The organism is Chryseobacterium viscerum (genome assembly GCF_025949665.1).
Classification (GTDB): Bacteria; Bacteroidota; Bacteroidia; order Flavobacteriales; family Weeksellaceae; genus Chryseobacterium; species Chryseobacterium viscerum_A.
This window is the reverse complement of the sequence record NZ_JAPDFT010000001.1, coordinates 2,177,440-2,191,049: the sequence shown is the minus strand read 5'-3', so window position 1 is coordinate 2,191,049 and position 13,610 is coordinate 2,177,440. Positions and strand designations below refer to the sequence as shown.

Genomic DNA, 13,610 nt, shown 5'->3' with positions numbered 1-13,610 from the left:
AAAAATATGTTTGATCTGAATTACGACCACATAAAAAAAGAAATTGAGTCAGAAACGTGTGAAGAACACGGTCTGCATCCGGAATTGATTAAAACAGATGAAGGCTTCGGAATAAAAGCGTGTTGTGAACCTTTCAGAGAAAAGATGGTTGAAAAGTCCGGAAATATGATCGAAGAAGAAACCAAAAAGATTCTTGATGAAATGATGAAGGATCTGTTTAAAGAATAAGTTTTTACGATGTTAAGATAACTTTGTTATCACTGAGCTGCTCCGGATGGAGTGGCTTTTTTTGCTGAAAATAGGGTTTGTGATCAAAATTATGAAAACAGACAAACGATATATTTTTATTAATTTAAAAAACCGCCCCAAACAGGACGGTTTTTTCAGTAAAAATTAATTGAAAGTTATATGTTCTCTTATCTTTTCTTCATGCTTGTCCCGGTCAGGGAACTGATGAATACAAGGCCGAAGCCGATATAAGCGGCAAATGCCGTCAGATATATAATTAAGCTGTTAAAGCTTGGTTTTAAGGCGTATACCAATACAGAAAAAGCAGCAAAACTTAATACGAGCAATAGGCTCCAGATGTTCATTTTTGCAGCATCTTCATTTCTCTTAAAAATCATTTCAAAAAAGGCTCTCATCATTACTTACATTTTAAGGGTTATACATTAATTAAATAAGATAAAGGCGTGCTCATCACGGTAAAAAGAATAAATTCCTTTACTGGGCTAAGGTTCATGATGACTTTGCCATTTATTTATATCACAATACCGGGCTGAAAGTCCGGGATATTTTTGTTTTTTTGAATCAATAAATGATTCCTGGTTATTGATGATACCAGTGAGATACGGGGTGCAAAATTGCTGTGAAAAATCAACGGGGGTTAATTAATCACAAACCCGTATCTGTTACGGCATCGTAGAAAAAAAAGGATTCATATACTAGATATGAATTTGAATCAGTGGAAAAACTGAAAATCCACAGAAAACCTTTTTTCTCATCCTTAGTGTTTTTTTAATTTTTTCTCAATATTTTACATGCTAATATCATGCCAAAGTGAATGTTTGGCGATTAACACTTTGTTTCACGGGATTGTTTAAGCTCCTGCTGAAACGTATTTTCATCTGTTATTTCCTTAAACAAAGAAAAATTTTCTATTTTTAAGGTTGAATCGTATGAAATAAAGAAAATATTATGGTGCAATTACTTTTTCTATATTTAAAATACTTTAGAACAGTTTAGAAAATGAACCGGGAAAGTTTAAGAGACAGTATCAATATCTGTATAACCAATCTTTTAGGGTTGGTGAAAATTAATTGTTGGAATACCATTTCCCCCAACTTGTTTTTCATTCTGTCTGATTTTAATGAATTTAAAGAGCAGGATCCTACTGAACAGAGGATGTCCCGGAATAGGATCAATAATTCAAAAACATTGCTTACTTTAGATTCAGCACTGGATATTCTGCATAAAGAATGTAACGACCTTTACGACGTCAATCTTTATATTTTCCGGGCAAATAAAAGAGAAACTATTATAGAAATTCAATACTACAGAAAATCAAATTTTGATACTGATTACTTTGCGGTAGTAAAAGATAATCCACCAATGTTTCATTCTAAAGTTCCAATGCCTGTCTATGCATGGGAAGGAAGTAAATTTGATATCAATTGGGAATCCGGAGGTGGAATATATCATGACTGGAAAAGCTTTTTATGGAGAATTTTTTTGTGTCAACGTAAATTTAAAGGTAAAAAATACAGATAACACAAATAGCTTTATACAAATTTTATCAATATAATAATTCAAAACTCATTCCTCAAAAAATATCCCCAATCATCTGCGTCAATTTGTGAAATCCGTGATTATAAAAGCAATTTTAAAATCATTGTAAGTTTCGGCTAAAACCTGTTCCTATTGAATTCGTGTTATTCGTGAAATCATTAGTGCTATTTGTGTTTAATCTTAAAGCCACAAATGTTTTTGCACAAATTTCACAAATAGAATAAGACCAATCAATTCATCATATAAAGTTAAACGAGCTAAAGTAAGTTCCTGTTGAAATGATGAAAAGCTCCATTAAAAAAACAAAACCGCCTCTAAAGACGGTTTTTATATTTGTTACCAGTTTTTATCAATCATATAAATAATCTGTGTCAAAGCTGTAGCTCCCAATAAAAGCTCTCTTCGGTTCACCTTTTCAAAAGTATCTTCTTCTGTATGATGAATATCGAAATAACGTTGAGAATCCGGCATCAGTTCAGCGGCGGGAATTCCCATATCATGAAGAGGATATAGGTCTGTTCCGGAAAACCGCTCTTCAAAATTGTAAACTCCGTAAGGAAGGAAAAGATTTGACCAGCCTTTAATCTGATTTCTTTTGGCATCATCCATATCCAGGGCAATTCCTCTTGGTGCAAAGCCTCCGGCATCTGTTTCTATAGCAAAAAGATGTTTTTCATTGTTTTCTTTGGCAATTTTACCATATTGAATTCCACCTTTTACTCCGTTTTCTTCATTGGCAAAGCAGACTACCCTGATGGTGTGGTTGTTCTGAATTCCCAACTTTTTAAAGGTTCTCAGTACCTCAATACTTTGTACAATTCCGGCTCCGTCGTCATGAGCTCCTTCTCCTACATCCCAGGAATCAAGGTGTCCGCCAACAACAATGACGCTCTGGTCTTTTTTGCCGGTGATTTCCCCGATGACAGAATGAGAAAGCTTTTCGCCTTTCATTCCACAGTTGGAATTAAGTTTAGCGGTGATTTTCTGATTCTTCAATAAGGTTTCCAGTTCATCTGCGGTAGTACTTCCGATGGCTACTGCAGGTATTTTAGAGACTTTGTCCTCGTATCGCATTGCTCCGGTATGAGGTACATCATCAAAAGCAGATGACAGAGATCTTACGATGGCAAATTTACCTCCTTTTTTAGCAGTTAAAGAAGCAGCTGTAGTTCTGTATTTTGCTGCATCACCATATGCTTTGAAAGTCTCTATAAATGATTGGCTGAAAGGATAATTGAAGAATACAATTTTATCTTTCACTTTTTCAGCTGGAAGTTTGTCGTATTCTTCCATAGATTTTACCATGATGATCTCTCCTGAAATATCTTTTCCTCCTGTTCCTTCAGAATTTCCAAGGGAAAGCATTTTAAGACTTTTCCATTTTCCGTTAGATGTCTGGATGTGCAGAGATTCTTTTCCTCTTACCCATACCGGGATCATGACTTCCTGAAGCCATACTTTATCAGCCCCGGCATCACGGAGTTTCTGTGCAGCCCATTGTACAGATTTTTCGTAAGCTTCAGATCCGCTTAAACGATGTCCGATGTTTTTTGTGAGCTCTCTAAGCTCTGTATATCCTTTTCCATTGTTCAGGATTTCTGTAGAGATTTTTCTGAACTGGATGGAATCTTCTTTAGATTGGCCAAAAGCAGCCATTCCAAAAAGTAATAATGAAGTTCCTAGTATCTTTTTCATTGTTTACCAATTTTTATCAATCATATAAATAAGTTGTGTCATTACCGCAGAACCAAGTAAGAGTTCTCTTCGGTTGACTTTTTCAAAAGTGTCTTCTTCGGTATGGTGAATGTCAAAATAACGTTGTGGATCAGGAACCAGTTCAGCTGTGGGAACTCCCATTTCATGAAGCGGGGCAATATCCGATCCGGAATATTTACCTTCAAAATTGTAAACACCATAAAGTAAAAACAGGTTGACCCAGCTTTTGATCTGATTTCTTTGAGGATCATTCATTTCCAGGGAAATTCCCCGTGGTGAGAAACCTCCGGCATCTGTTTCTATAGCAAAAAGATGCTTTTCATTGTTTTCTTTGGCAATTTTGCCATATTCTTTTCCTCCTTTTGTTCCGTTTTCTTCATTAGCGAAACAAACTGCACGGATGGTATGGTTATTTTGTATTCCTAATTTTTTAAATGTTCTCAAGACCTCGATACTTTGCACAATTCCGGCTCCGTCATCATGAGCACCTTCCCCTACATCCCAGGAATCAAGGTGCCCGCCAACAACAATAACGCTCTTGTCCTTTTTTCCGGTGATTTCCCCGATGACAGAATGGGAAAGCTTTTCACCTTTCATTCCACAGTTGGAATTAAGTTTGGCTGTTACTTTCTGCTTTTTCAACAGGATTTCCAGTTCATCAGCAGAGGTATTTCCGATCGTAATGGCCGGTATTTTTGATACGTTTTCATCATAGCGCATATTGCCTGTATGAGGTACATCGTCAAGAGCGGAAGAAAGTGACCGGATGATGGCAAATTTACCTCCTTTTTTAGCTGTCAATGAAGCAGTGGATCTTCTGTAAGCACTGGCATCGCGGTAAGAAATGAAAGTCTGTACATTTCCCTGATTGAAAGGGTAGTTGAAGAATACAATCTTATCTTTTACCTTTTCTGCGGGAAGTTTGTCATATTCTTCCAGTGATTTTACCATAATAATTTCACCTGAGATATCTTTTCCGTTTGTCCCTTCAGAATTCCCGAGAGAAAGCATTTTAATACTTTTCCATTTTCCGTTAGATGTCTGGATGTGCAGAGATTCTTTTCCTCTTACCCATACCGGGATCATGACTTCCTGAAGCCATACTTTATCAGCTCCGGCATCACGGAGCTTCTGTGCAGCCCATTGTACAGATTTTTCATAAGCTTCAGAACCGCTTAAACGATTGCCTATTGTTTTGGTAAGTTCTCTCAGTTCATTGTATCCTTTGCCGTTGTTCAGGATTTCTGTAGAAATTCTTTTGAACTGGATAGAATCTTCTTTAGACTGACCAAAAACAGCCATTCCAAAAAGCAATAATAAAGTTCCTGCTATCTTTTTCATATTACCAGTTTTTATCAACCATAAAAATCATCTGTGTGATGGCAACTGCTCCGAGAAGCAATTCTCTTTTGTTCACTTTGTCAAAAGTATCTTGTTCGGAATGGTGATAATCAAAATATCTTTGGGTATCAACCACCAGTTCCGCTAAAGGGATGTCAAGTTTTTTTAAAGGCGAAATATCCTGAATTGCCTCTGTCTGGTCAAAATCATAAACGCCATAAGGAAGGAAATATTCTTTCCATGGGTAAATTAATCTTCTTCTTTGAGGTGACATATCCAGAGAAAATCCTCGCGGAGAATAACCTCCGGCATCTGTTCCTAAGGCAAAAACGTGTTTTTCATCTCTTTTTTTTACGAAAGCAGCATACATCTCACGGCCCTGGCCTCCGTTTTCACTGTTGGCGTACAAAACTACGCGGATAGTGTGGTTATTTTCATATCCCAATGCCTTCAGTGTTCTTAAAACTTCGATACACTGAACAACTCCTGTTCCATCATCAATGGCACCTTCACCAAAATCCCACGAATCAAGCTGAGCACCTAAAACAATGACTTTAGAATCTTTCTTTCCCTGAATTTCAGCAATAATATTTGGATTTGTAGTATCACCTTTTGATTCAGCAGTCATGTTGATTTTAGCAGTTACTTTTTGCTTTTTTAACGTCTTCTCCAACTCATCTGCAGATCTTACTCCAATGGATAAAGCTGGGATTTTAACTTTATCATCCGGTTCGTAGTAAATCATTTTGGCATGAGGAGTATCGTCATTAGCTGTTGTCAGTGATCTTATAATTAATGCTTTTGCACCTGTTTTAGCAATGATGGAAGCAGAGATTAATTTTGATTTTGCAGTCTGCAGATAAGAATCACTAGTATTGATAATTTTCGGGTCCATAGGAATATTCACGAAAACGATCTTATCTTTTAACTGGCCTATGGACATTGCATTAAGTTCTGAAGTGGAATTAATCAGAACAATTTCACCTGTCAGGTCTTTTCCGCCTGTTCCTTCAGAATTTCCAAAAGAAAGCATTCTGATATTTTTCCAGTCACCATTTCCGGCTTTTATCTGTAAAGATTCTTTTCCTCTGATCCAGACAGGAGCTTTGGCTTCTTGTCTCCAGATCATATCAATACCTATTTCCTTGAATTTTTTTTCAGCCCATTCTACGGCTTTTGTATAACCGGGAGTTGCGCTGAAACGTGATCCGATCCCTTTTGTAAGTTCTCCAAGATTATCATAAGCCTTACCGTTGGTCATGATTTCATCTGAAATTTTTCTGAATTCATCATGATAATTGAATTTGGCAAGAGTTGTCTTTTTTGCCGGACTTTTTTGTGGCTTTTTTTGAGAAAATAAAAATCCACTCAAAAAGAGTGGAAGTATAATGAATATTTTTTTCATTTTTTATTTACCTTTCTTTTTCCTCTGATAAAAGTAGGGAAAAAATGGGAATTTATTAAGGTTTCATATCGTACATTACCAGAGCTGTAATCAATTTTGGTTCAATAAATGTACATTTCGGGGGCATGCTTAATCTTAGATCCGAAATTTTAATCATGTCATTAAAACTTACAGGATAAATTCCGAAACCAACTTTACCTTCACCACTGTCTACTTTTTCTTTTAAAAGATTGATTCCGTTAATATTGGATGTTCCTTTTACATAAGAAATAAGCTCAGAGCTGTCCGGATCTTCAATTTTCAGGATATTTTTGAAAATATACTTGTCAATAAGATGATGATCCAGGTTATCAAGAGACATTTCCTTGGAACGGAGATCATGCTTCACGTGAAGAGAGTAGAACTTCCCATCCATATACATTGAAATATGGAATTTCTGAGAAGGGTAGTAGGAGGTCTCTCCTTTTTCATGAATAAGGAAATAATGTTCAAGTTCCTTTAGAAAAGCTTCGGGAGAAATACCGTTCAGGTCATGTAAAACTCTGTTATAATCATGAATTTTAATAGACTGATTGGAAACAATAAAACTGTACACAAAGTTGTAAAGCTCTGTACCATTATGTTTTTTGTTTTTCTCTTTATGATATTTGGCATTTATTGCTGTAGAGCCAATTCTGTGGTGCCCGTCAGCAATATAGAATGAATCAATCTGATCAATAACTTCTTTAAACTGTTGTAGTTTCAGGCGGTTGTCTATTCTCCAGATTTTGTGTCTGATACCAATGGTATCCACATGGTTGAAGATAGGGACATTTTTTTCCTCATGATTCATCAGCAGCTCAATTTTTGAGTTGGCAGGATAAGTAAGCAATACAGGTTCTGCCTGCAGGTTTACTTTTTCAAGGTAATGAGCCAGTTTTTCTTTTTTCTGAGGAATGGTACTTTCATGTCTTTTGATTTTTCCATTCCAGAAATCTTCAATACTTGCCAATCCCAGAAGTCCTCTGAACACCTGTTTGTTGGGGTAGATCTGCTCATAAAGATAGTAGGCTGAATTGTCCTGGACCAATTTCTTCTCGTCCAGAAGCTCTTCAAATGTAGAACGGATCTTTCGCAGGTTCCGGTCAATATCTTTAGATTTACTTACAACATATGGTTTGATCATATTGATGTAAGTATTTTCAACTTGAGCCTTCTCAGTGATCTCTTCCTGGGTAAAATTATCCAGTGGATGGGTAGGGAAAGTGCTCTCGAAGTCTCTATGAGGTCTTATTCCACGGAAAGGTTTAAAAACAGGCATATTTATCTTATAGTTTCTTTTTGTAGCTTAATAATTTGTTCTGCAAGTTCGATACCGATTTTTTCCTGGGCATCTACTGTATTTCCTCCAACGTGTGGAGAAAGAGATAGGGCAGGGTTCATCAGTAAAGGTAGCTCCGGACTCGGTTCGTTTTCAAAAACGTCCAATGCAGCTCCGGCTATTTTTCCTGACTCAATAAAATCAATCAGTGTCACTTCATTGATGACACCTCCTCTTGCAGTATTTACAATATAGGCCCCATCTTTCATTTTTTCAAACTGAGGGGTATCTATAATATATTCATTCGTTTTCGGCGTATTGATACTGATGAAATCTGCATTTTTCAGGAATGCATCCATATCATTGGTGGAAGTGATTTCAAAGTTGACAGACTGTCCGTCAAAGAAATTCAGGGTTAGAACTTCTGTTTTATGGCTTCTTGTCAGAACGGTTACTTTCATTCCTAAAGAGATTCCTATTTTTATGACTTCCTGGCCAATACTTCCAAAGCCGATTACTCCTAATGTTTTCCCTGAAAGTTCATACGCATTGCTAAATGACTTTTTCATAGCGCTGAAATGAGTATCTCCTTCCAAAGGCATCAGTCTGTTGGATTCGTGAAGGAATCTTGCCAGTGAAATGAAATGTCCGAAAACTAATTCTGCCACCGATTTTGAAGATGCCGTAGGAGTATTGATTATTTTAATACCCTTGCTTTTGGCATATTCCACATCAATGTTGTCCATCCCGATACCGCCTCTTCCTATAATTTTAAGACCGGGACATGCATCAATCAATTCCTTTCTCACTTTCGTTACACTTCTTACAAGAAGAACGTCCACATTATTATCGTTGATAAAATTAATAACGTGATCCTGAGCCACTCTATTGTCCAGGATTTCTATTCCGGCTTCTTTTAAAGCGTTTTCTCCTGCTTTTGAGATTCCATCGTTTGCTAAAACTTTCATGAGTTATTTGATTTAAAGATTGAAAAATATAAATATTTCAAAATTTTAAAACTGAGGCGCAAATTAATAAATTTAAATTAACTGCTTTTCAATCTTTCAATCTTTGAATTTTTAATGCTTTAATTATTTGATTGACTTCATTACATCTACCAAAACCTGTACACTTTCAATGGGTAAGGCATTGTATAAACTTGCTCTGTATCCGCCCAGGCTTCTGTGTCCGTTTAATCCACTGATTCCTGCTGCTTTCCATGCATTGTCAAACTCTTCCTTTTTGCTTTCATCTGTAATTTTGAAAGAAACATTCATCAGTGAACGGTCTTCTTTCACGCAGAAAGTTTCAAATAAGGGATTGCTGTCGATTTCGTTATATAGAAGTTTAGCTTTTGCTTCGTTTCTCTGTTCTGCAGCAGCAATTCCTCCGTTCTTTTCAAGATACTGAAGAGTAAGTAAAGAGGCATATACAGGGAATACCGGCGGCGTATTGTACATGGATTCCTTAGCGATATGCTGGGAGTAATCCAGGATAGAAAACATATTTTCTCTTCCTGTTTTTCCAAGGATTTCTTTTTTTATCACGACTAAAGTAACTCCTGCAGGTCCCATATTCTTCTGAGCACCAGCATAGATCAGATCAAATTTGGAAAAATCCAGTTGTCTTGAGAAAATATCAGAACTCATGTCACATACCATCAGCGTATCCACTTCTGGGAAAGATTTCATTTGAGTTCCGTAGATCGTGTTGTTGGAAGTGCAGTGGAAATAATCGTATTCTGCACCTATCGTATAGTCTTTAGGAATAAAAGAATAATTTTCTTCTTTTGAAGAACCTACTACATCTACTGTTCCTACTTTTTTTGCTTCTTTGATGGCCCCGGCTGCCCAAGTTCCTGTATCCAGGTAAGCTGCTTTTCCACCTACTTTCATAAGGTTGTAAGGAACCATGGCAAACTGCAGGCTGGCACCTCCCCCTAAATAAAGTACTTCATAATCATCGCCAAGATTCATCAGTCTTTTTACAATTGCACGCGCTTCGTCCATTACTGCAACGAAATCTTTACTTCTGTGAGAAATTTCAAGAAGAGACAATCCAATACCATTGAAGTCAAGGATAGCCTGTGCAGATTTTTCAAATACCTCTTGTGGTAAAATACATGGCCCCGCGCTGAAGTTGTGCTTTTTGTTCATATTTTTATTTTTTGGATGCTTCCGGATTGTACATTCCTTCAGCTTTATTTTTGGTTAAATTGAATTTTTGGACAAAAAAACCGCCTCACAGATAATGAGACGGAATTTTTTTATTCGCCGTGTAAGAATGCTTTTTTATTAAGCAGAGATTCTTCAGATTCTACGTGATCCTCGTCAGGAACACAACAGTCTACAGGGCATACTGCCGCACACTGAGGTTCTTCATGGAATCCTTTGCATTCTGTACATTTATCTGTTACAATGAAATATACATCATCACTTACAGGTTCCTGTGGTGCATCTGCATCTACAGTAAGTCCCGACGGCATTGTAATCGTACCTTGAAGAGCCGTACCGTCAGAAGCTTTCCAATCTACAGCTCCTTCATATATTGCATTGTTTGGACATTCCGGTTCGCAAGCCCCACAATTAATGCATTCATCAGTTATTTTAATAGCCATCGCTAATTTTTTTTAAATTTGCACAAAATTACAAAATATTCCCCAATTTTAAAGTAATTATGAATACCGAAAATCAAGTTTTAGGACTTATTAAATTAAGTGATTATATAAAAGCGTTTTTAGCGAAGAAACCGGAGGATCACAATGAGGATGATGCTGATATTGAATTATTGTTGAAAAGGTCTGAAATAGAGAACCCGTGGTTTACTATTGATAATCAGAAATTTGCTTTACAGCAGTGGGCAGATCTTTTAACTGAAGAAAATATCAAGAAGTGGCTTGGGAATTATTCAATCTCTAAAATATCAAAAAGAGTTGGACTTATTTTAGCCGGAAATATTCCTTTGGTAGGCTTTCATGATGTGATGTCCGTTGTTTTGGGCAATCATATTCCTGTTATTAAACTGTCTTCAAAGGATAAGCGTATGATTCCGTTTTTATTAAAGAAATGGAATGAATTTTCCAATGAGAGTGTAGTGTTTGAATTTGTAGAAAAATTAGAAAATTTTGATGCAGTTATTGCTACAGGAAGTAATAATACAGCCAGATATCTGGAGTATTATTTTAAAAATCATTTAAGCATTATCCGTAAGAACAGAACTTCTGTTGCGGTGTTGAAAGGTGATGAAACGAGTGAAGAACTGGAGCTGCTGGCAAAAGATATTTTCCAGTATTTTGGACTTGGATGCCGAAATGTGACGAGAATTTTTATTCCGCAGGATTTTGTCATTGACAGATTGTTTGAAAGTTTCTTAGAATTCCAGGATATCATTAATCATAATAAATATGCCAACAACTATGATTATAACAGAGCGGTTTATCTTTTGAATCAGGATAAATTTTGGGATAATAATTTTGTGATGCTGAAAGAAGATGATAAACTGTTTAGCCCACTTTCTGTAATCAATTTCAGCAGATATGAGTCTTTGGATGATGTGAAAACTTTTATTGCTGAAAATGAAGAAAATATTCAGTGTATAGTAGCAAAAGAAGAGATCGGGTTGAATGCGATTTCATTTGGTGAAGCGCAAAATCCAGGGCTTGATACTTATGCGGATAACGTGGATACAATGAAATTTTTAGAACTGGTCTGATTTTCGTATCTTCCATCACTTATTTCACCAGATAACAAAAATGAATACTATGAAAAAATTATTGTTGGGACTTGCTCTTGTGGGTGGACAGTTAGTGTTTGCTCAGAAGACGGGTGTGAAGGTTGAGAACAGTCAAAAGAAAGAGCAGCCAGCTGCTATAAGTAAGGAGAAAGTAAGTCTGTACAATGACAACTTTCTTAAGTTTGTTGAGGCTTTACAAGCTTCTGACCGTGCAACTATTGATGGATTACTTTCTGAGAAAGTAAAGGAAATTGTGACAGACAATGTTCTGAAAAAGGTCAAAGATGGCATTGACCCAAATAAAAAGCTTGAAATCTTAAAAGCAGGATATTATAAAACAATGGATGGTACCAATCATCCAAGTATTAAATATAAATATGCAGGAGAATCATCTTCCAAAGAAGCCATTACGGCTGTGTTTGAAGATGATGGGAAAATTCTGGGTGTATTGCCTGCGAAATAAGATTGAAAATTTATTTTCGATTAACTAAAAAATATTAACTATGATGACAGATGTTTTAGTCGCTCATTCTTCGGATGTGGAGAAGGCGAGTTTTTACAAGAAGACGTATTTGCATGTTGCTTTATCTATTCTTGTATTTATTGGGGTTGAAACGATATTATTGAAAACTGTTCCAAAAGAAATTATTTTCATGATGTTTGCTCAGAAATATATTTGGTTACTAATCATTGGAGTTTTCTGGTTAGCTTCTGTATTAGCCTCTAAATGGTCGCTTTCCCAAAGTAAATCTACTCAGTATTTAGGACTAGGTTTTTATATCCTTTTGGAGGCAATTATCTTTATGCCTCTACTTTTCATTGCCACTAATATTGAAGGAGGAGCCAATGTAATCTTCCAGGCTGCTACTTTAACTATTGCTATGTTTGCAGGTATTTCTGCGGTAGCATTTACTTCTAAAAGAGATTTTTCTTTCTTAAGAAATATCATCGTAATTGGTGGATTTATCTCAATCGGGCTGATTGTAGGAGGGATGATCTTTGGTTTTAACCTTGGATTGTGGTTCTCAGTTGGAATGATGATTTTAGCCTCAGCTACTATTTTATATCAGACCAGTAAACTAAAAGACTCATACGGGACGAATCAGTATGTAGGAGCGGCATTACAGCTTTTTGCTTCTATTATGCTTCTTTTCTGGTATATTCTGAGTATTTTGATGAGCAGAAGAAACTAATTGATAAGTTAATTTTATCTTTTAAAATAATAGTCCCGGTGATTCTTCATCGGGATTTCTTTTTTAAACACAAATGTCACAAATGATTTCACGGATAACACAAATTCAATAGAAATGAGTTTTAGCCCATTTGTACCTTCCGATGGTATTAGCCAAAACTTAGAATGATATTGATTTGTTGCCCACGGATTTCACACATGATTGCGTATATTTATTTGTGAAATTTGTGCAAAAATATTTGTGCTATTCGTGTTTTAAGCCATAAGCCCAAAAAATCCTGATGATATTCTCACCGGGATTTTAATTGGTTATTCTTTACAATTTTTCATACAACTTCCAGCTTCATGTGACCGGTTAAAGTCCTTTGAAGTACATTCTACAGTTGAAATAAAAGATTCTTAAAGAATAGAAAAAGTATAGAAATGAGGAAAACCTCAGGTATTGTATTTTGTGTTTTTACAGTCTTTTGATTAAAAATAATCGCAAGATGTTATTTGTCAATTGATCCTAAAACCTTCTGAGCAAAAGAGTTTAAAGCATCTTTCTCACTCATTCCGTTCTGTACGTTGGCGTGAACTTCTAAAGCTCCACAAATGTTGGTAATCAATTCTCCTGCAACATTTAAGTCTTCTTCGCTTGTTCCTCTGAATTCGCAGAAACTTTCCAGTACTTCTAATGTTTTTTCAAGGTTTTCAGGAGTCTGATTCTGATAAAACTGTCTGATTACGGGTAATTTCATTATGCTAATTCGTTAAAAAGATTAATTAAGCTTTCTGTCTGGTTAGATTGAACCTGGTTGACCAATTCACCGTTTTTAAAGATGGCGAAAGTAGGTAAGTTGTCTACTTTTGCTAATTTTCTGCTTTCAGGAAGCTTTTCAGCATCTACATATAAAAATGGAATAGAGTCATTTTCAGATGCTAATTTTTTGAATTTTGGTTTCATGATTCTGCAGTTTCCGCACCATGTTGCGCCATATTGAACAACTACTTTTTCGTGGTCGTTAACTATATTTTGTAATGTATCTTCGGTTAATTCTGTGTACATAGGTTAAATTTTAAGAATTAAAATTTAACAATGTAACAATTTAATAGTGTATCAATGTACCAATAAAAAATATCTATTGCTACAACGA

At 35.9% G+C, this 13,610-nt stretch carries 15 protein-coding genes; 5 read left to right on the top strand and 10 right to left on the bottom strand.

Going from position 1 to position 13,610, the window contains the following annotated elements:
• The first annotated feature begins 6 nt into the window (after positions 1-6).
• On the top strand, positions 7-228 hold the full coding sequence (locus tag OL225_RS09995; protein ID WP_047375370.1) for a hypothetical protein: 222 nt from the start codon (positions 7-9) through the stop codon (positions 226-228).
• 188 nt (positions 229-416) lie between these two features.
• On the opposite strand, the gene OL225_RS09990 is transcribed toward OL225_RS09995, so the two are convergent.
• A complete protein-coding gene (locus OL225_RS09990) occupies positions 417-647 on the bottom strand; it encodes a hypothetical protein (protein ID WP_156118359.1) in 231 nt (76 codons plus the stop codon).
• Between the two features lie 601 nt (positions 648-1,248).
• On the opposite strand from OL225_RS09990, the gene OL225_RS09985 reads away from it, so the two are divergent.
• The gene (locus OL225_RS09985) at positions 1,249-1,770 is read left to right on the top strand and encodes a hypothetical protein (protein ID WP_264518135.1); all 522 of its coding nucleotides are present in this window, start codon (positions 1,249-1,251) and stop codon (positions 1,768-1,770) included.
• Between the two features lie 354 nt (positions 1,771-2,124).
• Here OL225_RS09985 and OL225_RS09980 read toward each other — a convergent pair whose 3' ends face one another.
• From OL225_RS09980 to OL225_RS09950, 7 genes are all read right to left on the bottom strand, one after another.
• Positions 2,125-3,483, bottom strand: a complete 1,359-nt coding sequence (locus tag OL225_RS09980) for a M20/M25/M40 family metallo-hydrolase (RefSeq protein WP_264518134.1) — start codon at positions 3,481-3,483, stop codon at positions 2,125-2,127.
• A gap of 3 nt (positions 3,484-3,486) precedes the next feature.
• Complete coding sequence (locus OL225_RS09975; protein ID WP_264518133.1) at positions 3,487-4,845, bottom strand: M28 family peptidase; 1,359 nt, start codon at positions 4,843-4,845, stop codon at positions 3,487-3,489.
• Between the two features lies 1 nt (position 4,846).
• A complete protein-coding gene (locus OL225_RS09970) occupies positions 4,847-6,250 on the bottom strand; it encodes a M28 family peptidase (RefSeq protein ID WP_264518132.1) in 1,404 nt (467 codons plus the stop codon).
• A gap of 55 nt (positions 6,251-6,305) precedes the next feature.
• Positions 6,306-7,550 carry a DUF1015 domain-containing protein gene (locus OL225_RS09965; RefSeq protein ID WP_047375364.1) on the bottom strand — a complete coding sequence of 415 codons (1,245 nt, stop codon included), beginning with the start codon at positions 7,548-7,550 and terminating at the stop codon, positions 6,306-6,308.
• 2 nt (positions 7,551-7,552) lie between these two features.
• Entirely contained in the window at positions 7,553-8,518 is a 966-nt protein-coding gene (locus tag OL225_RS09960; RefSeq protein ID WP_264518131.1) for a D-2-hydroxyacid dehydrogenase, read from the bottom strand.
• A gap of 123 nt (positions 8,519-8,641) precedes the next feature.
• Complete coding sequence (gene serC, locus OL225_RS09955) at positions 8,642-9,706, bottom strand: 3-phosphoserine/phosphohydroxythreonine transaminase (protein ID WP_047375362.1); 1,065 nt, start codon at positions 9,704-9,706, stop codon at positions 8,642-8,644.
• A gap of 110 nt (positions 9,707-9,816) precedes the next feature.
• Positions 9,817-10,167 carry a 4Fe-4S binding protein gene (locus tag OL225_RS09950; protein WP_047375361.1) on the bottom strand — a complete coding sequence of 117 codons (351 nt, stop codon included), beginning with the start codon at positions 10,165-10,167 and terminating at the stop codon, positions 9,817-9,819.
• 59 nt (positions 10,168-10,226) lie between these two features.
• Here OL225_RS09950 and OL225_RS09945 point away from each other — a divergent pair, with 59 nt between their 5' ends.
• Genes OL225_RS09945 through OL225_RS09935 form a run of 3 tightly spaced genes read left to right on the top strand, consistent with a single transcriptional unit; the run spans position 10,227 to position 12,475 of the window.
• On the top strand, positions 10,227-11,261 hold the full coding sequence (locus OL225_RS09945; protein ID WP_264518130.1) for an acyl-CoA reductase: 1,035 nt from the start codon (positions 10,227-10,229) through the stop codon (positions 11,259-11,261).
• 49 nt (positions 11,262-11,310) lie between these two features.
• Positions 11,311-11,745, top strand: coding sequence for a peptidylprolyl isomerase (locus OL225_RS09940; protein WP_264518129.1), 435 nt, complete (start codon positions 11,311-11,313; stop codon positions 11,743-11,745).
• Positions 11,746-11,785: 40 nt separating this feature from the next.
• Positions 11,786-12,475, top strand: a complete 690-nt coding sequence (locus OL225_RS09935) for a Bax inhibitor-1 family protein (protein ID WP_264518128.1) — start codon at positions 11,786-11,788, stop codon at positions 12,473-12,475.
• Between the two features lie 490 nt (positions 12,476-12,965).
• Here the strand turns inward: OL225_RS09935 and OL225_RS09930 are convergent, their stop codons facing one another.
• Entirely contained in the window at positions 12,966-13,214 is a 249-nt protein-coding gene (locus OL225_RS09930) for a DUF6952 family protein (RefSeq protein WP_002980002.1), read from the bottom strand.
• Positions 13,214-13,522: a thioredoxin family protein gene (locus tag OL225_RS09925; protein ID WP_047375352.1), complete on the bottom strand. Its 309-nt coding sequence runs from the start codon at positions 13,520-13,522 to the stop codon at positions 13,214-13,216. The genes OL225_RS09930 and OL225_RS09925 overlap by 1 nt, the downstream gene beginning before the upstream one ends.
• Positions 13,523-13,610 lie beyond the last annotated feature (88 nt).